General features: G+C 67.3%; 13 protein-coding genes and 1 pseudogene. 5 read left to right on the plus strand and 9 right to left on the minus strand.

Annotated features, from left to right (window positions below):
- Positions 1–11 precede the first annotated feature (11 nt).
- Both AC06FD_RS03825 and AC06FD_RS03830 read left to right on the plus strand, forming a co-directional pair.
- Positions 12–710, plus strand: a complete 699-nt coding sequence (locus tag AC06FD_RS03825) for a DUF2058 domain-containing protein (protein ID WP_259203254.1) — start codon at positions 12–14, stop codon at positions 708–710.
- A 48-nt stretch (positions 711–758) separates the two neighbouring features.
- Complete coding sequence (locus AC06FD_RS03830) at positions 759–2,834, plus strand: acyltransferase family protein (protein ID WP_478077006.1); 2,076 nt, start codon at positions 759–761, stop codon at positions 2,832–2,834.
- Between the two features lie 55 nt (positions 2,835–2,889).
- On the opposite strand, the gene AC06FD_RS03835 is transcribed toward AC06FD_RS03830, so the two are convergent.
- The 5 genes from AC06FD_RS03835 to AC06FD_RS03855 all read right to left on the minus strand — a co-directional run bounded on the left by AC06FD_RS03835 (position 2,890) and on the right by AC06FD_RS03855 (position 10,379).
- On the minus strand, positions 2,890–4,224 hold the full coding sequence (locus AC06FD_RS03835; protein WP_478077007.1) for an amidohydrolase family protein: 1,335 nt from the start codon (positions 4,222–4,224) through the stop codon (positions 2,890–2,892).
- A gap of 89 nt (positions 4,225–4,313) precedes the next feature.
- Positions 4,314–5,504: an MFS transporter gene (locus AC06FD_RS03840; RefSeq protein WP_478047042.1), complete on the minus strand. Its 1,191-nt coding sequence runs from the start codon at positions 5,502–5,504 to the stop codon at positions 4,314–4,316.
- Between the two features lie 91 nt (positions 5,505–5,595).
- Positions 5,596–8,280, minus strand: coding sequence for a methionine synthase (metH, locus tag AC06FD_RS03845; protein WP_259203247.1), 2,685 nt, complete (start codon positions 8,278–8,280; stop codon positions 5,596–5,598).
- Between the two features lie 57 nt (positions 8,281–8,337).
- A complete protein-coding gene (locus AC06FD_RS03850) occupies positions 8,338–9,441 on the minus strand; it encodes a homocysteine S-methyltransferase family protein (RefSeq protein WP_478077008.1) in 1,104 nt (367 codons plus the stop codon).
- Between the two features lie 8 nt (positions 9,442–9,449).
- Complete coding sequence (locus AC06FD_RS03855; RefSeq protein WP_070208802.1) at positions 9,450–10,379, minus strand: ArsR/SmtB family transcription factor; 930 nt, start codon at positions 10,377–10,379, stop codon at positions 9,450–9,452.
- A 148-nt stretch (positions 10,380–10,527) separates the two neighbouring features.
- Here AC06FD_RS03855 and AC06FD_RS03860 point away from each other — a divergent pair, with 148 nt between their 5' ends.
- Positions 10,528–11,676, plus strand: coding sequence for an acyl-CoA dehydrogenase family protein (locus AC06FD_RS03860; protein ID WP_259203242.1), 1,149 nt, complete (start codon positions 10,528–10,530; stop codon positions 11,674–11,676).
- A gap of 81 nt (positions 11,677–11,757) precedes the next feature.
- On the opposite strand, the gene AC06FD_RS03865 is transcribed toward AC06FD_RS03860, so the two are convergent.
- Positions 11,758–12,660, minus strand: coding sequence for a hypothetical protein (locus tag AC06FD_RS03865; RefSeq protein ID WP_478077009.1), 903 nt, complete (start codon positions 12,658–12,660; stop codon positions 11,758–11,760).
- Positions 12,661–12,898: 238 nt separating this feature from the next.
- On the opposite strand from AC06FD_RS03865, the gene AC06FD_RS03870 reads away from it, so the two are divergent.
- Positions 12,899–13,192: a hypothetical protein gene (locus AC06FD_RS03870; protein ID WP_478047040.1), complete on the plus strand. Its 294-nt coding sequence runs from the start codon at positions 12,899–12,901 to the stop codon at positions 13,190–13,192.
- Positions 13,193–13,912: 720 nt separating this feature from the next.
- Here AC06FD_RS03870 and AC06FD_RS03875 read toward each other — a convergent pair.
- From AC06FD_RS03875 to AC06FD_RS03885, 3 genes are read right to left on the minus strand one after another with little or no spacing between them, the layout of a single operon-like run.
- Positions 13,913–17,086 (minus strand): multidrug efflux RND transporter permease subunit, encoded by a 3,174-nt coding sequence (locus tag AC06FD_RS03875; RefSeq protein WP_259203238.1) that lies wholly within the window; start codon positions 17,084–17,086, stop codon positions 13,913–13,915.
- A gap of 15 nt (positions 17,087–17,101) precedes the next feature.
- A complete protein-coding gene (locus tag AC06FD_RS03880; RefSeq protein ID WP_259203237.1) occupies positions 17,102–18,367 on the minus strand; it encodes an efflux RND transporter periplasmic adaptor subunit in 1,266 nt (421 codons plus the stop codon).
- Entirely contained in the window at positions 18,367–19,026 is a 660-nt protein-coding gene (locus AC06FD_RS03885) for a TetR/AcrR family transcriptional regulator (protein WP_259203235.1), read from the minus strand. The genes AC06FD_RS03880 and AC06FD_RS03885 overlap by 1 nt, the downstream gene beginning before the upstream one ends.
- A gap of 344 nt (positions 19,027–19,370) precedes the next feature.
- On the opposite strand from AC06FD_RS03885, the pseudogene AC06FD_RS03890 reads away from it, so the two are divergent.
- Positions 19,371–24,266, plus strand: a pseudogene (locus AC06FD_RS03890) (NAD-glutamate dehydrogenase); the annotation flags it as partial.
- Between the last annotated feature and the right edge of the window lie 109 nt (positions 24,267–24,375).

Consider the following 24,375-nt stretch of genomic DNA (forward strand, 5'->3'; position numbering starts at 1 on the left):
GACCCAACGTCATGAGCGATACACTCCGCGACCAGCTGCTGGGCCTGGGCTTCAAAGCCGCGCCCAAGCCCGAACGCAAACCCGAACGCAAGCCCGATGCCCGCCGCGATGGCCGCCCGGGCAACAAACCGCAGGGCGCCCGTCCACCGGCCAAGCCCGGCGATGCCGCGCGTCCGCCGCGCGAAGGCGACGCCGCACGGCGTGCCGCGCACGGCAAGGGCCGTCCCGGCGGCGCCCGTCCCGGCCAGGGCCAGAATTCCGGCCAGGGCAAGCCGCGCTCGCGCGAGGACATCGACCTGGCCAAGGCCTACGCGATCCGCGCGCAGAAGGAAAAGGACGACCGCATCGAAGCCGAGCGCGTGAAGCAGGAAGAGGCACGCCTGCGTCGTGAAGCCAAGGCCAAGCTCGACGTGCTGCTGGAAGGCAAATCGTTGAACGATGCCGCGGCCGAGATCGCGCGCCACTTCAACTACGGCGGCAAGATCAAGCGCGTCTACGTCACCGCCGAACAGCTCAAGGCGCTCAACGCCGGCGAACTGGGCGTGCTGCAGCAGAACGGACGCTACCTGCTGGTGACCGCGGCCGTGCTCGACGAGGCCGAAGCGGTGTTCGCCCCGTCGGTAGCCCTGCGCGTGGACCCCAATGCCACCGCCGACGAAGACCCCTACGCCGATCCGGCTTACCAGGTCCCCGACGACCTGGTCTGGTGATTCCATCCGGGTCGCGGCCACCGCGACCCTTTCGTTGCAGGGATGCGCATGACGGCTGACCCCAGTCACGGCTACGTGCCGCATATCGACGGGCTGCGTGCCATCGCGGTGCTGGCGGTGATCCTGTTCCACCTCGACCCGGCCTGGTTGCCCGGTGGGTTCACCGGGGTGGACGTCTTCTTCGTCATCTCCGGCTTCGTGGTCAGTGCCTCGGTACACCGGCTGCCGCCGTTGCCGCTGCGCCCGTCGCTGCAGCGCTTCTATTCGCGCCGACTGCGCCGCATCGCGCCGGCCTTGGTGGCCTGCCTGCTGGTGTCCGGCGTCGCCAGCGTGTTGTTGATTCCACAGTCGTGGTTGAGCGAAGCCAGCGACATGACCGGGCTCATGGCCTTCGTCGGCTTGAGCAACTGGGTGCTGGTGGGCGTGGGCAGCGACTACTTCGCGCCACGCGCGGAGTTCAATCCATTCACCCATACCTGGTCGCTGGGCGTGGAAGAGCAGTTCTACCTGCTGTTCCCGCTGTTGTTCCTCGCCTGGAGCCGCGGTGGGCGCGGGCGCCTGCTGAGCGTGGGGCTGTTCGCGCTGGCGAGCATGCTGTCGATCGGCCACGCCGTGTATGCCGGCAGCCATCCCGAGCAGGCGGTGCGGGCGTTCTATGCCACCACCACCCGGTTCTGGCAGTTGGGTGCGGGCGTGCTGCTGTTCCAGGTGCTGCACCTGCGCCATCATGACGCCGGCAGCGTGCCGGCGCCGGGGCGTGCCCGCGTGGCGTGGTCGCTGCTGGCCGTGGCGGCGCTGGTGGCGCTGGGCTGGACCCTGTGGTCGGCACGGGCCGGGCACTCGCCCTGGCCGGACGGACTGTGGGCCGTGCTGGCCAGTGCCGGGCTGCTGCTGGCACTGCATTTCCACCCGCGCGCGCTGGTTGGCCGGCTGCTCTCCAGCCCGCCACTGCGCCGGATCGGGCTGCTCTCCTATTCGTTGTACCTGTGGCATTGGCCGGTGTTCGTGCTGATGCGCTGGACGGTGGGCCTGGACACCCCCGGCCAGCGGGTGTTCGCCACGTTGCTGGTGGCCGTGTTGGCCTGGGCGTCCTGGCGCTGGGTGGAGCGGCCGTTCCGCGGCCCCTTGGCGCAGCGCCTTGGCGCGCCCCGCTGGGTGCTGGTCGGCGTCGCGACGCTGGCACTGGCCGGTGGCCTGCAGGCGTTGCTGTATTGGCAGTCGCCGCATCTTTCCCTGAGCACGGTGAGCCGCCATCCGCTGGACTGGTATCCCGATGGCGAATCCGTGGCCGCCGATTACCCGGGCTGCACGCTGCAGGTGGGCAAGGAGCGCTTCGAGGGGGGGCGTGCGCGCACGTTCTCACGCGGCGACTGCGTTCGCCCGGTGCCGGCGGGGATGCCGCGCAACGTGTTCGTGGCCGGCGATTCGCATGCGATGGCCTATAACGAACTGCTGCGCCGGCTGGCGCTGGAGACCGGTGCGACCGTGTGGCAGTACGGGCGGGGCGGTTGCCCGCAGTTGGGCCTGCAGGAGTGGCGGTGGGCCGCGCCGGATTGCCAGGCATACGACGCCGCCGTGCGGGCCGACATCGCCCGCCGCGCCGCACCCGGTGATGTCGTGCTGCTGGTCTCGCTGCGGGTGCCGCGCCTGTCCGACCAGTTCATCCTGTTCGACGCGCGCGAGCAGCGCGACAGCGAACACAGCGAGCAGGGCTATGCCGGGCGTGCGGCCGAAGCCGAGCGTGCCATCGCCGATTGGCGCCCGCTCGCCGACGCCGGCGTGCGCGTGGTGCTGGAGGCGCCCAAGCCGGTGCTGCCGGCGCCGCCTTACCGGTGCTCGGACCGCTTCAATGCCGCCAATGCGGTATGTCGCAATGGCCTGCAGGTGCAGCGCGCCTGGATGGAAGACTATCGCGCCCCGGCCCTGGTGGCGCTGCAACAGGTCGCGTCGGGGCTCCCCGGCGCGGTGATCTGGGACCCGTTGCCGATCCTGTGCGACGCCGACGCCTGCCGCGCCCAACGCGATGGCCGCCCGCTGTTCTTCGATGGCGACCATCTGAGCGGCTATGGCAATCGGCTGCTGCTGCCGTCGTTGCAGGCCATGCTGGCAACCCGCCCGCGATAACGGAGCGGGGTGCGTCGTGGATATTCGCGGCGTCATGGCGCCGCGAAGGCATCCATCATTCCGTGATCGGCCCAGCCACCTGCCGACCGGCCTGCCAGACCGCATCGATGCGCTGGCTGTTGGCGATATCGGCCAGCGGATCGGCATCCAGCACCAGCAGGTCGGCGCGTTTGCCGGCGGCAATGCGACCGCGGTCGGATAACCCGAGCAGGTCGGCAGCCTGGGCGGTGGCGGTCCGCAACGCTTCGGTCGGGGTCAGCCCGGCCTCTACCAGCAACTGCAGTTCGCGATGTTCGGCAAACCCGATCACCCGCTGCGGCATCGCGCCGGCATCGGTACCAAAGCCGAGCCGGACCCCGGTCGCGTGCAGCCGGCGCAGGTTGTCCAGGTTGGTTGCCACCGCGTTGCGTGCAGCGGGTATGTCGCTGCCTGCCAGCTGCGCACGTTGCCAGGCCGGCTGCGACCAGCGCGCCAGCACATCGGCGGGCAACGCCGTGCGCAGGAACGGCTGCTGCAGGTACTGCGGATGCTCGGCATACCAGTAGTTGGCCTCGTCGATGGCGACGGTGGCGATGTACCAGGTGCCCTGGTCACGCATTCTGCGCGCGAGCATCGGGTCCACCGCACGGTCGCGGATGCCGTGGGCGAGGATGTCCACCTGCGCGTCGACCAGCTCGCGTGCCTGCGCCAGGTCGTGGATGTGCGCAGCGACCTTGAGGCCGCGCGCATGCGCTTCGGCAATCGCCGCGCGATACACCTCCGGGGTCATCATCGGCCGCTTGCCGCCCATGTCGTCCACCCACAGCTTGATCAGGTCCACGCCATCGGCCTGTTGGGTGGCCACCGCCGCGCGTGCCTCCTCGGCGTTGCGCGGGCGCGCCACGGGATCGTGGCTCAGGCCCATGCTGTCGGCCGGGGGCGCACCGTCCGGCACCCCGATGCCGCCGCCGGCGCCGTACAGCTGGGCGCCCAGTGCGGGGTCGGCATTGACTGCCGTGCGGATGGCGAAGAAGTCCGCGCCGTTCATGCCCAGCGCGGTCACCGTGGTGATGCCGTAGCGCTGGAACTGGCGCAGGTCGCGCACCACGTTGTCCTGGGTGTAGAACCGGTCGCCGTGGTCCAGGCCCTGGGTGTTGCCGACGTGCGCGTGGTCGCTGACCAGCCCCGGCAGCAGGGTCTTGCCGGTGTAGTCGATGCGGCGCGCGCCGGTAGCCGCGGCCGGCAGCGGCGTGCCGACATGCACGATGCGGGCGCCGTCGATCAGTACCGGGGTGACCCCGAGGTCACGCTGGCCGTCGAATACACGGGCGTTCTCGAGCAGGATCGGTTCGGCGGCGGCAGGCAGGGCGACGGCGGCAAGCAGCAGGGCCCACAGGCGGGTCGATCGCATCGGCGGCTCCAGTCAGGGGGAGGCTTGAGCCTACCCCATCCGGGGGACCGGGTTGCCGGCCGGCGGCCGGCGCTACCAGCGGCGGGCGATCAACGCCTGCGCGCGCGCAGCAACGGCAGGCTGATCGCGAAGAAACACAGCAACGCGCCGGCCAGCGCAAAGCCACTGCCGGCCAGGAACGCGGTGCGGCCCTGGTCGATGTTCCACAACTGGCCGGCGATCAACGCCCCCAGCACGCCGCCCACGCCAGACGAAAACCCGTACAGCAAGCCCTGGCCATGGCCGTTGAGGCGGCCGGGGAAGTAGGTGGCCAGCATCTGCATCGCGGCGGCGAAGAAGGCCGCAAACCCCAGCGCATGCGCGGTCTGGGCCACCAGCATCACCGGCAGGTTGTCCGGGAAGAGGGCGGTGACGGCCCAGCGCACGGTGGAACTGAGCAGGGCGATCAGCAGCATCCAGCTCGCGTCGTAGCGGCGGAAGAAGCGGCCGATGGTGAAGAACACGCCCACCTCGAACACCACCCCGACCGTCCACAACACGCCCAGCGTGGAGGTGGCATAGCCATGGTGGTCCATGTAGACCGAGAAGAAGGTGTAATACGGGCCGAACGACAGCTGCTCCATGAACGCGGCAAGGAAGAAGGCCAGCACCTGCGGCTTGCGCACGATCTGCCAGAAGCCGGTGGCGTCGCCATCACGGCGCTGCAGGTTGCGCGCGTAGTGGTTGGCAAAGCCCGAGGCGGTGAGCAGGCCGAACAGCGGCAGCATCAGCCACGGCAGCAGGTGTGCGTTGCCGGCGCCGCCGTGGCCCTCGATGATCCAGCCGAACAGCATCACCACGGCGATGAAGCCCAGCGAACCCCAGACCCGGATCAGGCCGTAGCGATGGCTGTCGCTGCCGAGGTGGGTGAGGGTGATCGATTCGAACTGCGGCATCACCGCGTTGTAGAAGAAGCAGAACGCGATCATGGCCGGGTACAGCCACGGTTGCGGCAGCGGCAGCAGGAACGCGCAGAAGGTGAGCAGGGTGAGCACGCAGCCGATGCGCAGCCAGAAGATCGGGCGCGGCGAGGCGGCGGCGATCGAGGTCCAGGTGGTGGGCGCGACGATGCGGGTGGCATACCACAGGCCCATCATCACGCTGATCGCGGTGACGCTCATGCCGCGGGAGGTGAGGAACAGGCTCCAGTACGGCGTGAACGCGCCGAGCGCGGCGTAGTAGAAGAGATAGAAAGACGACAGGCGAACGGCCGGAACGGCGTCGCGGGTGGAGGCGGTCATGCAGGGTCCCGGTTGTTGCGCGCACCCCGCAACGCCGGGTGCCTACAGATGCATTATGACCGCAGCACCCCGCCGCGGGTGGGCGTGCGACTCACTCCGGATCGTAATCCAGGTTCGAGGCCAGCCAGCGTTCGGCCTGCACGCGGTCCACGCCCTTGCGCTTGGCGTAGTCGCTGACCTGTTCGCGGGTGACCCGGCCCACCACGAAATACTGGCTCTGCGGGTGGCTGAAGTAATAGCCGGACACCGCTGCGGTGGGCAGCATCGCAAAGCTCTCGGTCAGGTGCATGTCGGCGTTGCGCTCGGCGTCGAGCAGGCGGAACAGGGTGGCCTTTTCGCTGTGCTCGGGGCAGGCCGGATAGCCCGGGGCCGGGCGGATGCCGCTGTACTTCTCGGCGATCAGGGCCTCGTTGTCCAGCTGTTCGTCCGGCTGGTAGCCCCAGTAGTCGGTACGCACGTGCTGGTGCAGGCGCTCGGCGAGCGCTTCGGCGAAGCGGTCGGCCAGGGCCTTGAGCAGGATCGCGTTGTAGTCGTCGTGGTCGGCCTCGAAGCGCGCCACGTGCGCATCGATGCCGATGCCGGCGGTGACCGCGAAGGCGCCGATCCAGTCCTGCTTGCCGCTGTCGGCCGGGGCGATGAAGTCGGCCAGGCAGAAGTCCGGGCGTTCGACCGGCTTGTCCACCTGCTGGCGCAGGAAGTGCAGGGTGGTCTCGCCATCCGGGTGCTGTACGCGCACGTCATCGCCGACGCTGTTGGCCGGCCACAGCCCGAACACCGCCTTGGCGGTCAGCCATTTCTCGCCGACGATGCGGTCGAGCATCGCGCGTGCATCACGGTACAGTTCGCTGGCCTGGGGGCCGACGATCTCGTCGGTGAGGATGGCCGGGAACTTGCCGGCCAGCTCCCAGGCCTGGAAGAACGGGGTCCAGTCGATCACCTCGACCAGGTCGGCCAGCGGGTAGTCGTCCAGCACATGCAGGCCGGGCTTGCGCGGCGCCGGGGGCGTGTACGCGGCCCAGTCGCCCTGGAAGCGCTGCGCGCGCGCCTTGGCCAGGGGAACCAGGCGCTTGGCATCGCCGCGGTTGCGATGGCGCTGGCGGATATCGGCGTAGTCGGCCTCGTTGGCGGCCACGAACGCGTCGCGCAGCTCGCGGGAGATCAGCGACTGGGCCACGCCCACCGCGCGCGAGGCATCCTTCACCCACACCGTGGGTGCCTTGTAATGGGGATCGATCTTCAGTGCCGTGTGCGCCCGCGAGGTGGTGGCGCCGCCGATCATCAGCGGCAGGGTGAAACCCTGGCGCTCCATTTCGCGGGCGACGTGGCTCATTTCCTCCAGCGACGGGGTGATCAGACCGGACAAGCCGATGATGTCGGCGTTCTCGGCGCGCGCCGCGTCGAGGATCTTCTGCGCCGGCACCATCACGCCGAGGTCGATCACCTCGAAGTTGTTGCAGGCCAGGACCACGCCGACGATGTTCTTGCCGATGTCATGCACGTCGCCCTTCACCGTGGCCATGATGATCTTGCCGTTGCTCTTGGCGGTATCGCCGCTGCGCGCCTTCTCGGCCTCGATGTAGGGCAGCAGGTAGGCCACGGCCTTCTTCATGACGCGTGCGGACTTGACCACCTGCGGCAGGAACATCTTGCCCGCGCCGAACAGGTCGCCGACGATGTTCATGCCATCCATCAGCGGGCCTTCGATCACGTCCAGCGGGCGGCTGGAGCGGATCCGAGCCTCTTCGGTATCGGCCTCCACCCAGGCGTCCAGGCCGTGCACCAGGGCGTGCGCCAGACGCGCGTCGATCGGCTTCTCGCGCCAGGCCAGGTCTTCGCCCTTGACCTCGCCCTTTTTGCCCTTGTAGCGCTCGGCGATCTCCAGCAGGCGCTCGGTGCCGTCGCGGCGACGGTTGAGGATCACATCCTCCACGCGCTCGCGCAGTTCCGCATCGAGGTCGTCGTAGATCGGCATCGCGCCGGCGTTGACGATGCCCATGTCCATGCCCGCCGCGATCGCGTGGTACAGGAACACCGCGTGGATCGCCTGGCGCACCGTCTCGTTGCCGCGGAAGGAGAACGACACGTTGGAGACGCCGCCGGAGACATGGCAATGCGGCAGGGTGCGCTTGATGATGCGGGTGGCTTCGATGAAGTCGACGGCGTAGTTGTCGTGCTCTTCGATGCCGGTGGCCACGGCGAAGATGTTGGGATCGAAGATGATGTCCTGCGGCGGGAACCCGACCTGGTCGACCAGGATCCGGTAGGCGCGGGTACAGATCTCCACCTTGCGCGCGCAGGTATCGGCCTGCCCGTCCTCGTCAAAGGCCATCACCACCGCCGCCGCGCCGTAGCGCAGCACCTTGCGCGCCTGTTCGATGAACTGCGCCTCGCCTTCCTTGAGCGAGATCGAGTTGACCACGCTCTTGCCCTGCAGGCACTTCAGCCCGGCTTCGATCACGCTCCACTTGGAGGAATCGACCATCACCGGAATGCGCGCGATGTCCGGCTCGGACATGATCAGGTTCAGATAGCGGGTCATCGCCTTTTCCGAATCGATCAGGCCCTCGTCCATGTTGACGTCGAGGATCTGCGCGCCGTTGGCCACCTGCTGGCGTGCCACTTCCACGGCCTCTTCGTAGCGCTCTTCCTTGACCAGCTTGCGGAACTGCGCGCTGCCGGTGACGTTGGTGCGCTCGCCGATGTTGATGAACAACAGGTCCGGCGTAATCACCAACGGTTCGAGGCCGGACAGGCGGGTGTGGCGGGAAGACGTCATGGGCGGGCGGGCATCGGTTGGCGAAGGGGGATCAAACGCATGCGGACAACACGGCGCTCACGCGGCATCGTCCAGCGCGGCGGCAGGCAGGGCACGGGGAGGCAGGTCGGCCACCGCGTCGGCGATGGCGCGGATATGCGCCGGCGTGGTGCCGCAGCAGCCGCCGACCAGGTTGAGCAGCCCGGCGCTGGCGAACTCGCGTAGGGTGCCCGCCATTTCCTCGGGGGTTTCGTCGTATTCGCCGAAGGCATTGGGCAGGCCCGCATTGGGGTGCGCGCTGACCAGGCAGTCGGCCACGATCGACAGGGTTTCCACGTGCGGGCGCATGTCGGTGGCGCCGAGCGCGCAGTTGAGCCCGACCGACAGCGGCCGGCTGTGCGCGACCGAGGCATAGAAGGCCTCGGCGGTCTGCCCCGACAGCGTGCGCCCGGAGGCATCGGTAATGGTGCCGGAGATCATGATCGGCAGGCGTGCACCGCGGGCGTCGAAGGCCTCTTCGATGGCGAACAGGGCTGCCTTGGCGTTGAGCGTGTCGAAGATGGTTTCGACCATGAGCGTGTCCGCGCCGCCGTCGATCAGGCCGTCGATGGCTTCGCGGTAGGTCTCGCGCAGCGCGTCGAAGCTGGTGTTGCGGAAGCCGGGGTCGTTGACGTCCGGGCTGATCGAGGCGGTGCGGCTGGTCGGGCCCAGCACGCCGATCACGAAGCGCGGCTTGCCCGGCGTGGTCGCCGCCACGGCATCGCAGCAGGCGCGCGCGACCGCGGCACCGGCCTTGTTGAGCTCGTACACCAGGTGTTCCAGGTGGTAGTCGGCCTGGCTGACCGAGGTGGCGTTGAAGGTATTGGTTTCCACCAGGTCGGCGCCGGCCTCCAGGTAGGCGGTGTGGATCCCGGCGATCACCTCCGGCTTGCTGAGCAGCAGCAGGTCGTTGTTGCCCTTGAGGTCGTGGCCTTCCGGCGGGGTGCCATGGTCGCAGCCGGGGCCATGGGCGTGTGCGCTGTCGTAGCCGGCGACGAAGCGCTCGCCACGGTAGTCGGCCTCCTCCAGCCCATGGCGCTGGATCATGGTGCCCATCGCGCCATCGATGATCAGGATGCGCCGGGCAAGCGCGTCCTGCAGGGCATGGACGCGGTCGGGATGCAGCCAGGGAAGGGGTGACATGGCGGGCCTCAGGGCTTGCTGGCGATCAGCGAAATGACTTCGAAATGCGGCGGCCGCTTCTCGCGGGTCACCGTTTCCAGGCTGGAGACGACCAGCCCGGCCTTCTCGGCGAACTTGCGCAGTTCCTTGTCCGAGAAGCCCAGGTTGACGTGGCCATAGGCCTCCACGGCAGCCTTGTGTTCATGCCGTGCCAGGCTGCACAGCAGCAGCCTGCCACCGGAGCGCAGCACGCGCGCACCCTCGGCCACGGCCTGGGCCGGCTTGGCCGCATAGGTCAGCGCGTGCATCAGCACGACCAGGTCGAAGCTGCGGTCCTTGAATGGGAGCGCGTGCATGTCGCCTTCGCGCACTTCCACGTTGGCCAGGCGGCGCAGGCGCTCGCTGGCGGCCGCCACCACGCGTGCGCTGGTGTCGATGCAGACGTAGCGCTTGGCATGCGGGGCGACCAGTTCGGCCAGCACGCCATCGCCGGAGGCGATATCGAGCACGTCGCCGGTTTCCAGCAGGGGCAGGGCGGTGCGCGCCAGCGCTTCCCAGGTACGGCCGGGCGAGTAGTGCCGCTCCATGTCGCCGGCCACGCTGTCGGCCCAGTTCTGGTCGGCGGCGCGGCTGGCGAGCACGGCGGCCACCCGTTCAGCATCCTGGCGCAGCAGGGGGTCGTCGCTGCCGGTGCTCAGCGCGTGCCACAATGCGCGCTGCGCCGGGTCCAGCGCGGCGTCATCGAAGCGGTAATACGCCGAGACGCCGGCGCGCCGGTCGCGCACCAGGCCCGCTTCCTTGAGCCGGGCCAGGTGGGTGGACACGCGTGGCTGGGCCAGCGTGGTGATGGCCGACAGCTCGGCCACGGTCAGTTCTTCCTGCTCCAGCAGGGTCAGCAGGCGCACACGGGTGGCGTCGGCGAATACTTTCAGCCGGACTGACCAATCCTCGAGATCCATAAATATCTACCTATCGCGATATAGAGATATTTTCGTCCCTGGGCCGGTGCGGGGTCAAGTCAGCCGGGATCGACCCGCCCCCGGTACAATCGCCCCACCGGGGCGCGCACTGCGCGGCCCTATCACCATATGTTCCTGGGAGGGTGTTGTGGATTTCAGCTTTACCGAAGAGCAGTTGATGCTGCAGGACGTCGCGCGTCGCATCGCGCAGGAAAAGATCGCGCCCAGCGCCGAACATCATGACCGTACCGGCGAATTCCCGCTGGAGAACATCCGCCTGCTGGGCGAGAACGGGCTGATGGGCATCGAAGTGCCGGCCGAGTATGGCGGCGCGGGCATGGACCCGATCGCCTACGTGCTGGCGATGGTGGAGGTCGCCGCCGGCGACGCCGCTCATTCGACCATCATGTCGGTCAACAACTCGCTGTTCTGCAACGGCATCCTCACCCACGGCACCGAAGCGCAGAAGCAGACCTACGTGCGCGCCATCGCCGAAGGCGAGGCCATCGGCGCGTTCGCGCTGACCGAGCCGCAGTCCGGGTCGGACGCCACCGCCATGCGTTGCCGCGCGGTCAAGCAGGCCGACGGCACGTTCGTGATCAACGGCAAGAAGAGCTGGATCACCTCCGGCCCGGTCGCCAAATATATCGTGCTGTTCGCGATGACCGACCCGGACCAGGGCGCGCGCGGCATCACGGCGTTCATGATCGACACCGACAAGGCTGGCTTCCACCGCGGCAAGACCGAGCCGAAGCTGGGCATCCGCGCCTCGGCCACCTGCGAGATCGAGTTCCAGGACTACGTGGCCAGCGCCGACGACGTGCTGGGCAAGGAGGGCGAGGGCTTCAAGATCGCCATGGGCGTGCTCGACGCCGGCCGCATCGGCATCGCCTCGCAGGCGATTGGTATTGCCCGCGCGGCGTATGAAGCCACCCTGGAGTACGTGAAGGACCGCAAGGCCTTTGGTGCCGCCATCGGTACCTTCCAGATGACCCAGGCCAAGATCGCCGACATGAAGTGCAAGCTGGACGCAGCGCTGCTGCTGACCCTGCGCGCGGCCTGGGTCAAGGGGCAGGGCAAGCGCTTCAGCAACGAAGCGGCGATTGCCAAGCTGACCGCGTCCGAAGCGGCGATGTGGATCACCCACCAGGCCGTGCAGATCCACGGCGGCATGGGCTACTCCAAGGAAATGCCGCTGGAGCGTTACTTCCGTGATGCCAAGATCACCGAGATCTACGAGGGCACCTCGGAGATCCAGCGGCTGGTGATCGCGCGCAACGAGACCGGGTTGCGCTGAGTCATGTGACGGCGTTCCCGCGTGGGGACGCCGTCCGCGCCTTGGAGGCTGTTGACCAGAACATTGCTTGGCCGCTCCGTGTCAGCGGCCGCTGCAGGCAAGTGTCTGGCCATTCCATGTGCATCGCAGCTGCAAGGCTGTTAGTCCCACATTGTCGACATGTACGCCATAGAGCTTGGCTGCCTGCAGCCAGTTTTCGATCGCGTGGCGATCCTGGAAGTGATAGTCGCCGCCGAAGATGTCGGGTGCTTCCGGGCCAGTGGCGGCTGCATCGGGAATGGGATTCCCCTGCGCATCGCGGCTCTTGCCTTTGACATACTGCGCTTGGTGGACGGAGTCCGGCTCCAGCTTAAGCAGGGTCTGTGATCCGTCCCGCCAAGTGACGGCGTAGGTGACGGAGCTGACACCAAACAGGCGACTGACAAAGCTCAATCCTACCGATGACAGTGTGGTGGAAAGCGAATTCCACACGGTGCTGCCGGTCGTAGCGCCGGAGAACGCGCTGCCAATACGCGTTTCAAGCTGCGATCGCGTGGTGGCGGACTGGACGACATCGTAAGCGGTGAGGCCCTTGAAATCCTCCGGAAACGAAATGCCATTGGCGCCGCCGGGATCGTCGGGATGGACCGGGATGACCGCGCCGTTGCCGCCTGCCTGTGGGGTGACCGCAGCACCTGCCGCGCCGTGTGATTCGGCAAGGGCCATGACGCGCAGGAAGGCGTCGTTCACCGGCGCGGGGATCTGGGTCGGGAGTGCGCGGTAGCGCTTCAGTTCCCGGTCGTACTCGACCTCATAGCCGCTGATCTTCACCTGCAGCAAGTCGACCACGAGCGTGGTTCCCGCGCCGGACCCTACGGCGGCCTGCTTCGGGTTGGCGCAGTTGTCGCACACGACAACACCGCCTGCGTGCGCGGGGAACACCACCGCCAGCCAAGGAACCAGCAGGGCTGCGGGCCAGTGTGGGTTGAATCCAGAACGTGCCATGCCTGTTCTCCCTCTCTGTGCAGTGAATCGATCATCGGATATGGATGGGAAGCTCTTTGTAGCGTGGCTGCTCACACGAAGTTGTGTTGCGGCGTACAGAAAATGCGGTGCGTGTTGATTGCGACATCGTTTGCGCGCGCGCCGCGCCCAAGACCGAGGCGCCACGCGGATCGCCACGGGCATCTCCAGCGCTGTACGATGCCCGGCCGCAACTCAACACAACGCCCCAGGAAACCTCATGCTCATCTACCGAGGCGCAGGATTTCTGACCCTGCTCACGCCCATCGCCACCTTGCTGCTGCTGATGTGGCTGTGGCCCGATCCAGCCGTTGCCAAAGGCAATACCTCGCTGACCCAGCTTCTGCTTGGATTCGGCAGTGGTGCGGCACTCAATGTGCTGCTGGGTCTGGTGCTCAATCGCGGCCCGCGCGCGGCTGGCGAGCATGCCCGCCACCATTTCTTTTTCCTGCCGATGCAGTGGCCATCGCTGGCCATCGTCGTCGCGTGCGTAGTGGTGGCGCTGCTTCGCTGACGCGTCGCCGGATCACCGTGGGCGCTGTGTTGTTCGGGGTCATGCGTTACAGCGCCGACGAGCGCTATCGGCGGTCGTCTGGGAACCGACCCCACCCCCGCAAGGCGTGCGCGTGGGGGTTGGTTGCGCGCGTCAGGATCGCGCTCGGGCGCCGGAGGTAGGGTCGAACTTTGCTCGACGGCACGCAGAGCCCCGCGTTCGGTAACGACATGACGCCAGCATGGAGGCAATGCAGCCCCATATGGCGTGACACCCTGTTGAGATCGGCACAAAAAAGGGACTTCTCCCATCCGAGGGGAGCCTCTTTTTACAAGGGCCGTCGCAGAGTGAACACGACGCTGTTACGAGTGGGACGGGGTAGGGTCGGCGGCGTGTGTGGATCGGGCTGTGCCTCCGCTTGGGCCTGTCGCGCGCGTGAGGGCCCCTTGGCGGCCGGTAGGCCCCTGGCGGAGTGTCCTCCGGCCTGGCGGCCTCCCTCTTTACTTTGCCCAGGAGCCTACCGGCCGCTAAGGGGCTCGGCTTGCGGTAAGCAGGCCGAAGCAAGGCTTTTCTGATACTGGTCGGTGGATCGGGCGCAGAGACCCCAGCGCCCGATCCTCCGACCGCCGCGCGGCAAAGGATTGAGCGCGCACTTCGTGCTTGCCCCGCATACGGGTGAAGACCCAAAAAAAAGCCCCGGCGTGAGCCGGGGCTTTTCGTTTCAGCAGCGTACTGCCCGGATCAACGATCCGGACGGTGCGCCGTGTTGGCTTCGCCCTGGCGTTCCAGGAACTCCTTGGACGGTTCGTCCAGCTTGTCGCCCAGCATGCGGCGGACCACGATGAAGAACACCGGGATCATCAGCAGGCCCAGGAAGGTGGCGAACACCATGCCGCCGATCACGCCGGTACCGATGGCGTGACGGGCATTGGCGCCGGCGCCGGTGGAGATGGCCATCGGCACCACGCCCAGGATGAACGCGAAGGAGGTCATCAGGATCGGGCGGAAGCGCAGGCGGGAGGCCTCGATGGTGGCCTCGCGCAGGGTCTTGCCCGCCGCACGCTGCTCCACCGCGAACTCCACGATCAGGATCGCGTTCTTGGCCGCCAGGCCGATCACCGTGATCAGGCCGATCTTGAAGTACAGATCGTTGGGCAGGCCGCGCGCCAGCGAGAACGCCAGTGCACCGAGCACGCCCAGCGGCACCACCAGCAGCACCGCCACCGGGATCGACCAGCTTTCATACAGCGCGGCCAGGCACAGGAACACCACCACGATGGACAGCACCAGCAGCAGCGTGGCGGCGTTGCCGGCCAGGATTTCCTGGTAGGACATGCCGGACCAGTCGTAGCCGAAGCCGGCCGGCAGGTCGTCGCTGACGATCCGCTCCATCGCCTGCATCGCCTCACCCGAGCTGCGCCCCGGTGCCTGCGAACCGACGATATTGACCGCCGAGTAACCGTTGTAGCGGCTCAGCGACGGCGGTGCGGACACCCAGTCGGACTTCACCACGGTGCTCAACGGGATCATCGCCGGGGTGCCGTCCGCGTTGGTCTGCAGGCTGCTGGGCGTATAGAAGCTGTTGAGCGATTCGGCACCGGTGCGGTACGGGCCATCGGCCTGCATCGTCACCCGCTTGATGCGGCCTTCGTAGAAGAAGTCGTTGACGTACACCGGGGCCAGCATCAGCTGGATGGTGCTGTACACGTCCGACACCGACAGGCCCATGGTCTGGGCCTGCACGCGGTCCACGTGCAACTGCAGCTGCGGTGCGTTTTCCAGCCCGTTGGGGCGCACGCCGGTGAGCAGGTCGCTCTCCTGCGCCGCCTTGCCGAGCAGGATGTTGCGCGCCTGCGTCAGCTGTTCATAGCCGGCGCCGCCACGGTCCTGCAGCCACATGTCGAAGCCGCCGAACTGGCCCAGGCCCTGCACGGTGGGCAGGTTGACCACGAAGATCTGCGCTTCCTTGATGCCATAGAAGGCACCGTTCATCTTCTGGATGAACTCGGGCACGGTGACCTTGCGATCCGCCCAGGGCTTGAGGCGGATGAAGCCCATGCCCACGTTTTCGCCCGAGCCGACGAAGCTGAAACCGGCCACCTGCAGCATGCCCTCGAACCCTTCCTGGTCCTTGAGCACGCCCCGCATCTGTGCGAAGGCCTGGTTGGTCTGGGCCTTGGTCGAGCCCGGCGGCAGCTGCACGATCGCCAGGGCGTAGCCCTGGTCTTCCTCGGGCAGGAAGCTGCCCGGCATGCGGGTGAACAGGAAACCGCACAGCACGGTGAGCACCACGAACAGGATCATCCAGCGCGGCGCATGGCGCACCGCCGAGGTGATGTGGCCCACGTAGGTGCCACTGATCTTGTCGTAGTACTTGTTGAAGGTGCGGTAGACGACGTTGGGCTTGTCGCTGTGGGTCGGCTTGAGGAACGTCGCGCACAGTGCGGGGGTGAAGCCCAGCGCCAGAAACGCGGAGAAGCCCATCGCGATGGCGATGGTCAGCGCGAACTGCTTGTAGATCTCGCCGGCGGCACCGCCCTGCAGCGCGGACGGGATGAACACCGCCGCCAGCACCACGGTGATGGCCACCACCGCGCCGGTGATCTGGGTCATGGCCTTCTGGGTAGCGGCCTTGGGCGGCAGCTTCTCCTCGGTCATGATCCGCTCGACGTTCTCGATCACCACGATGGCGTCATCGACCACGATGCCGATCGCCAGCACCATCGCAAACAGGGTGAGCTGGTTGATGGTGAAGCCGATGACGCTCATGCCCAGGAAGGTACCGAGCAGGGCCACCGGGATGACCAGGGTCGGGATCAGGGTTGCGCGGAAGTTCTGCAGGAAGATCAGCATCACCAGGAACACCAGTGCCACTGCTTCGATCAGCGTCTTGACCACTTCCTCGATGGAGATCTTCACGAAGGTGGTGCTGTCGTACGGCGAGAACCAGCTGACACCGGCCGGGAAGCTCGGGGCCAGTTCGTCCATCTTGGCGGTGACCGCGTTGGCCACGTTCAGGGCGTTGGCGCCCGGCAGCAGCTGGATCGCGAAGGCACCGGTCGGCTTGCCGTTGTACTGGGTGTCAAAGCCGTAGTTGTTGGCACCGAAGGCGATGCGTGCGATGTCCTTGAGCATCACCCGCGAACCATCCGCGTTGGCGCGCAGGATGATGTTCTCGAATTCCTGCGGCGAGCTGAAGCGGCCTTCGGCCGACACCGTGGCCGTGAAGTAATGCCCCTCCGGCGACGGATCGGCACCCAGCGAACCGGCCGCGAACTGCACGTTCTGGTCCTTGATCGCGGCCAGCACCTGGCTGGCCGACAGGCCGTAGCCCTGCATCTTTTCCGGGTTGAGCCAGATGTTCATGGCGTACTCGGAGCCGAACTGCTGGGTGCTGCCGACGCCGGGGATGCGCGAGATCTGGTCGAGCACGCGCGAGCCGACGATGTCGTTCAGCGCGTCACGGTCGATCGACGCGGTGTCCGACTGCAATGCCACCACCATCAGGAAGCCGGCGTTGGCCTTGGCCACCACCACGCCCTGCTGGGTGACTTCGGTCGGCAGGCGCGGCGTGGCCAGCGACACCTTGTTCTGCACCTGCACCTGGGCGATGTCCGCGTCGGTGCCGGTCTCGAAGGTGAGGGTGATGGTGACGCGGCCGTTGGACGCGGAGGACGAGCTGAAATACAGCAGGTGATCGATACCGGTCAGCTGCTGCTCGATCACCTGGGTGACCGACTTTTCGGCGGTGTCGGCGCTGGCGCCGGGGTAGGTGGCGCTCACCGTCACCTGGGGCGGTGCGATGCTGGGGTAGGACTCTACGCCCAGCCCGAGGATCGAGATCACGCCGGACAGCGAGATCAGGATCGCGACCACCCAGGCGAATACCGGGTGTTCAATGAAAAATTTAGGCATGACGGAGGGTTCCCGTTATTGCTTGTTCGATTCGGCAGCCGGGGCCGCGTCGGCCTTGTCGGCAGTCGCGTCGGCGGGTTTTGCAGCGGCGTCGGGCTTGGCGGCGGCCGGTGCGGCTCCCCCCGCGGCCGGGGCCTGGCCGTTGGCTGCGGCGCTGGCCGGATCCCACGGCTTGGCCGTGGCCGGCGCCCCTTCCTTGACCTTCTGCACGCCCGCCACGATCACCTTGTCGCCCGCATCAAGACCGCCACTGACCAGCCAGTTGCCGCCCTGCTGGCCCTCGCTCTTGACGTTCTTGCGCGCCACCTTGCCGTCCTTGCCGACCACCAGCACGTAGCCGCCGGTGGTATCGCGCTGGAGCGCCTGCAACGGCACCAGGAACGCGTTGTTGCGCTCGCCGAGGGTGGCCTGGAAGCTGACGAAGGCACCCGGCAGCAGGATCTGCTGCGGGTTGGGCAGTACCGCGCGCAGCGAGACCGCGCCGGTGGTGGGGTCGACGGTGGTCGAGGAGAAGTCCAGCGTGCCCGGCTGGTCGTAGAGGGTGCCGTCGGCCAGCTTGACCTGCACGGTGGATTTGCCGTCCCCGCTCAGCGCCAGCTGGCCCTTGGCCTGCGCGGCGCGCATCTGGGTCAGTTCGTCCACGCTCATGGAGAAGTTGACGTACAGCGGGTCCAGCTGGTCCACGGTGGTCAGCAGGGTGACATCGCCCTGGCCGACCAGCGCGCCTTCGGTGACCTGCTGCTTGCCGGCGCGGCCGCTGATCGGCGAGGTCACTTCGGCATAGCCGAGGTTGATCTTCGCGCTGGTCAGCGCCGCCTGGGCCTGCTGCACGGCCGCCGCAGCGGTGCGCTCGGTGGCTTCTGCTGCGTCCAGGTCGGACTTGGAGACGTACTTCTGCGGCGCCAGCGAACGGGCGCGGTTGGCGGCGGCCTTGGCGTTGGCGTAGGTGGCCTGCGCGGACGCCAGCTCGGCCTGCGACGCGTTCAAGGAGGCACGCAGCGGGGCCGGGTCGATCAGGAACAGGACCTGGCCCTGCTTGACGTCGGCGCCTTCCTGGTAGACGCGCTTGAGCAGCACCCCGGGCACGCGGGCGCGGACGTCGGCGCTGCGGTAGGGCGACAGGCGGCCGACCAGCTCACGCTGCAACGGCAGGGTCTGCGGCTTGGCATCGATCACGCCCACTTCCGGCGGCGGGGGCGTCTGTTGCTCTGGCTTCTTGCAAGCGGTCAGTGCGACAGCAACTGCGCAGGTCAGGGCAAGGCTGCGGAGTGGGGCGATCATCAGGAAAAACTCCGGTGTTGGTTTGAATGCGATGCCGCGGCGGTCTCCGGCACGGCGAACGCGCGCAGGAAGCTGTCAACGGAGAATTCGGCCCAGCGGCGGCGCACGGTGGCGTCAGCGCGGTGGGGGGTGTGGAAGCGCTGTTTCTCGAAATCCAAGCCGGCGATCATGCTCAATAGCAGTTCGGCCATGAAGTGCGGGTCGTCATGCCCCAACTGGCCCAGCGCGGTGCGCGCCTGGAGCCATTCAGCGACGTGAAGAACGAGCGCGCCCGCCCCGTCGCGGTACAGGGCGCGGGCTTCCTGCGGGAAATGCGGGGAGTCGGCGGCGATCAGTCGCCGGGCCTGGGCCACGTGCGGCTGGTTGCAGTGCTCCAGGTAGTCGGTGGCGAACTGCAGCAGGCTGCCGCGCAGGTCGCCCTGGTCCAGGCTGTGCAGGCCGGCCGTGGCCCGGCTGACATGCCGCTGCATGACCCGGCGCAGCAGTTCCTGCTTGCTGCCGTAGCGGCTGTAGAGGGTCTGCTTGGAGCAGCCGGCCTGCTGGGCCACCGCATCCATGCTGATCTGCATGCCCTGGGTGGAGAACAGATCGCGCACGGCATCGAACACGCGCTGATCGCGCGCATCCAGGGTGCTGGCGGCGGGGTGGGGGGGATTCACGCGATGGACTATACCGTCCAGTTCAGAATTGGAGAAGCCTTGTGTTTGCCGCGGATTTGATACCCATCGTCAAGTTGCCACGGAAGTGGCCGATGCTTGCCTGCGTGGATCTCCTACGCGAGCGTCCGTACTCGTGCGGATTGACCATCGCGACGTAAACGCCACCCAACCCGATTTGCCTTATTCCGTCCTGCAGCAAGGTATTTTTGTGCGGTAGGCCTACAATTTCATTTTCCCAACTGAGCAACACGCACCGCTCTGCCATGAAACCGCAAAAACCAGCAGCCAAGACCGTGAAAAACAAATCCAAACCAGCCGATACGCAGACTGTTTCGCCAGTGGGCTTCTCGCTGGAGCCGGTGTACACGGCCTTGCGCAAGCGCTACCCGGCGGCCGGGCAGGCCGAGGCAGTGGCTTTCGCCGCCGACTTCTACAAGCGCATGGAGGCGGACGAGTTCCCCCACCACACCGCCGAGGAGTGGGCTGCGCTGGCGGCGGACACGCTGGAATTCGCGCGTGTCCGCAAGCCGGGCAAGGCCAATGTCCGCGTGTTCAACCCGAGCCTGAAGGCCAACGGGTGGGAATCGCCGCATACGGTGCTGCAGATCGTCAATGACGACATGCCGTTCCTGGTCGACACGGTGACCATGTCGCTGGCCGAGCATGGCATCGGCGTGCACGTGCTGGGCCACCCGGTGATCCGCTTCGCGCGCGACAAGGCCGGCAAGCTCAGCGGCGTCAGCGAGGGCAACGCCGAGTCGGTGATGCTGCTGGAAATCGACCGCCAGCCGGCCGATGCCATGGCCGACGTCGAGCAGGCGATCGTCAAGGCGCTGGACGAGGTGCGTGCCATCGTCCACGACTGGGACGCGATGCGTGCCAAGGCGCAGAGCCTGGCCGAGGACCTCGGCAGCCGCCAGCTCCCGATCGATGCCGCCTCGCGCGCCGAAGCGCAGGAATTCCTGCGCTGGGCCGCCGACAACCACTTCACCTTCTTCGGCTACCGCGAATACCGCGTGGAGAAGCAGGGCAAGGAAGAGGTGCTGGCACCGCTCAATGAAACCGGCCTGGGCCTGATGCGCGGCAAGGACAAGTCCGCCGCCCGTCCGGTCAAGACCCTGGCCGCGCAGGGCCTCAACGCCACCACCGGGTTGAAGGACGCGCTGATCCTGACCAAGACCAATGCCCGTTCGCGCGTGCACCGCGCCGGCTACATGGACTACATCGGCGTGCTGGAATTCGACGCCAAGGGCAAGATCATCGGCGAGCAGCGCTTCCTCGGCCTGTTCACCTCCAGCGCCTACAACCGCCGCCCGTGGGAGATCCCGCTGGTGCGCCAGCGCCACGAATACGTGATGACCCAGTCCGGCCTGGCGCCGAGCAGCCACAGCGGCAAGGCCCTGCGCCACATCCTGGAAACCCTGCCGCGCGAAGAGCTGTTCCAGTCCAGCGAGGACGAGCTGTTCCGCACCGCGATGGGCGTGCTGGGCCTGCAGGAGCGCGTGCGCAGCCGGCTGTTCCTGCGCCGCGACAAGTACAGCCGCTTCATCTCCGCGCTGGTCTACCTGCCGCGCGAACGCTTCAACACCGATGTGCGCCTGCGCATCGAAGCCATGCTCAAGGACGCCCTGCAGGGCGAATACGTGGACAGCTCGGTGGTGCTCGGCGAATCGCCGCTGGCCCAGGTGCACCTGATCGTGCGCCCGAAGGCTGGCCAGACCCTGGAAGTGGACACCAGCGTGCTGGAACAGAAGCTGGCCCAGGTGCTGCGCAACTGGCAGGACGACCTGCGTGAAGCGCTGGTGGCCCGCCACGGCGAAAGCGAAGGCCTGCGCATTGCCGCGCGTATCGGCAAGGCATTGCCGGCCGGCTACATCGAAGACTCCAGCACCGAGATCGCGGCCAACGACGTCAGCCAGCTCGACGCGCTGACCGGTCCGGACGACCTGCGCCTGAGCCTGCAGGCCGTGCAGCGCGACGGCGGTGACGGCCTGCGCCTGAAGCTGTATCGCCAGCTGGACGACATCCCGCTGTCGGACGCGCTGCCGATGATGGAAAACATGGGCCTGCGCGTGATCGCCGAGCGTCCGTACCGCCTGACGGTCGACAACGCCCCGGTCTACGTACAGGACTTCGAGGTCGAATCGGTGGCCGGTGCCATCGACGCGCCGAGCGTGGATGCCGCCTTCGGCGAAACCTTCGCCCGCGTGTGGCACGGCGATGCCGAGAACGACGGCTTCAACCGCCTCGTGCTGGCTGCCGGCCTGCATTGGCGCCAGGTCGCCATGCTGCGTGGCTACTGCAAGTACCTGCTGCAGACCGGCGTGCCGTTCTCGCAGGCCTATGTGGAAGGCACCTTCACCCGCTACCCGCTGCTGGCGCGCCTGCTGGTGGAGCTGTTCGAAGCCCGCTTCGACCCGGCCACCGGGCATGAGAGCAAGGAGGCCATCGCCGAGGGCCAGGCCCAGCTGCGTGCGCACCTGACCGTGCTCGCCGGCGGCGACGAGGCCACCCTGAAGGTGCTCAAGACCGTGGTCGATGCGCGCAAGGGCGACCGTGCCGCGCAGATGGATGCCGCGCGTGACGCGCTGGTCAAGCTGATGGACCGCGTCTCCAGCCTGGACGAGGACCGCATCCTGCGCAGCTTCATGGGCGTGATCGATGCGACCCTGCGTACCAGCTACTACCAGACCGATGCCGATGGCCGTCCGGGCCATGTCATCAGCTTCAAGTTCGATTCGGCGCTGGTGCCGGACCTGCCCAAGCCGCGCCCGTACCGCGAAATCTTCGTGTACGGCCCGCGCGTAGAAGGTACCCACCTGCGTTTCGGTGCCGTGGCCCGTGGCGGCCTGCGCTGGTCGGACCGTCGCGAAGACTTCCGCACCGAGGTGCTGGGCTTGGTCAAGGCGCAGATGGTCAAGAACACGGTCATCGTGCCGGTGGGCGCGAAGGGCGGCTTCTTCGCCAAGACTCCGCCGGTGAACGGCGACCGTGATGCGGTGTTCGCCAACGGCGTGGCCTGCTACAAGCTGTTCATCCAGGGCCTGCTGGACATCACCGACAACATCGTCAACAACAAGATCGTGCCGCCGGTGGACGTGGTCCGCCACGACATGGACGACCCGTACTTGGTGGTGGCCGCCGACAAGGGCACCGCGACCTTCTCCGACATCGCCAACGGCCTGGCCATCGCGCACGGCTTCTGGATGGGCGATGCGTTCGCCTCCGGTGGTTCGGTCGGTTACGACCACAAGGGCATGGGCATCACCGCGCGCGGTGCGTGGGAGTCGGTCAAGCGCCACTTCCGTGCCCTGGGCCGTGACAGCCAGAGCCAGGACTTCACCACGGTGGGCGTGGGCGACATGTCCGGCGACGTGTTCGGCAACGGCATGCTGCTGTCGCGCCACATCCGCCTGGTGGCCGCGTTCGACCACCGCCACATCTTCCTGGACCCGAACCCGGATGCGGCCAGCACGTTCGTCGAGCGCGAGCGCCTGTTCACCGTGCCGCGCTCCAGCTGGGCCGACTACGATGCCAAGCTGATCAGCAAGGGCGGTGGCATCTACCCGCGCTCGCTGAAGTCGATCGAGATCACCCCGCAGGTGCGCGAGGCGTTGGGCCTGGACGATAACGTCAAGGCGCTGTCGCCGAACGACCTGATGAGCGCCATCCTCAAGGCGCCGGTGGACCTGCTGTGGAATGGCGGCATCGGCACCTACGTCAAGGCCTCGACCGAGCAGCACAGCGATGTGGGCGACCGCGCCAACAACGCACTGCGCGTCAACGGTGGCGAGCTGCGCTGCAAGGTCGTGGGCGAGGGCGGCAACCTGGGCATGACCCAGCTCGGCCGCATCGAGGCCGCCCAGGCCGGCGTGCTGCTCAACACCGACTTCATCGACAACTCGGCCGGCGTGGATACCTCCGACCACGAAGTCAACATCAAGATCCTGCTCAATGACGTGGTCCGGGCCAAGAAGTTGACCGTCGAACAGCGCAACAAGCTGCTGGCGTCGATGACCGACGAAGTGGCCGCGCTGGTGCTCAACGACAACTACCGCCAGAACCAGGCCCTGAGCCTTATGGAGCGGATGGCGGTCAAGCGCCTGGGCTCCAAGCAGCACTTCATCCGTACGCTGGAGCAGCAGGGCCTGCTCGATCGCCAGATCGAGTTCCTGCCCTCCGACGCCGAGCTGTCCGCGCGCAAGGCGCGTGGCCAGGGCCTGACCCGGCCGGAGCTGTCGGTGCTGCTGTCCTATTCCAAGCTGGTCGCGTTCGCCCAGCTGCTGGATTCGGACATCCCCGAAGACCCGTACCTGTCCAAGGAACTGCAGCGCTACTTCCCCACGCCGCTGCAGAAGAAGTACGCCGACGCGATGGAACGTCACCGCCTGAAGCGCGAAATCATCGCCACGGCCGTGACCAACCAGACCATCAACCGGATGGGTGCCACCTTCCTGATGCGCATGCAGGAAGACACCGGCCGCAGCATCGCCGAGGTCGCCAAGGCCTACACGATCAGCCGTGAAACGCTGGACGCGCGCGCCCTGTGGGCCCAGATCGACGCCCTCGACGGCACGCTGCCGGAGTCGGTGCAGATCGACGCGCTGGAAGTGATCTGGAAGCTGCAGCGTTCGTTCGTGCGCTGGCTGCTGTCGCGCCCGGGTGCGATGCCAGGCATCACCGAGGCGGTCAACCGCTACCAGGCGGCCTTCAACGACATCCGCGTCGCCTCCGGCGTGCTGCCCGATTCCCAGCGCCCGGCCTACGAGGCCAGCGTGGCCGAGTGGAAGGAAAAGGGCCTGCCGCCGGCACTGGCGCAGCAGTTGTCCGAGCTGCAGTTCCTGGAACCGGCGTTCGACATCATCGAACTGGCGCGTACCCGCAAGCTCAAGCCGGTGGATGTGTCCAAGATCCACTTCCGCCTGGGCGATGCCCTGCAGCTGCCGTGGTTGTTCGAGCAGATCGACGCGCTGGAGGTCAATGGCCGCTGGCACGCCGTGGCCCGTGGCGTGCTGCGCGACGAGCTGGCCGCCCATCACCGCAACCTGGCTGCCCAGGTGCTGTCGATGAAGGGCGGCAGTGCCGAAGCCAAGGTGGCCGCGTGGATCGGTCGTGACGACAGCAGCCTGCGCTTCACGCTGTCGATGCTGGCCGAACTGGCCGAGCAGAAGACCTTGGACTACCCGACGGTGTCGGTTGCCGTCCAGCGTCTGGGCCAATTGGCGGCCCATGGCGCGTAAGCGATAGCGCCGGGCGCTGCCCGGTGGCATGAAAAGGAAACGGCCCCGCAATCGCGGGGCCGTTTTCGTTTCCGGTCGTGGTGCTCGCCGCTGCCCGGCAATCGCATCG

The sequence above is a fragment of the Stenotrophomonas sp. Steno-Z1 genome (assembly GCF_056393175.1).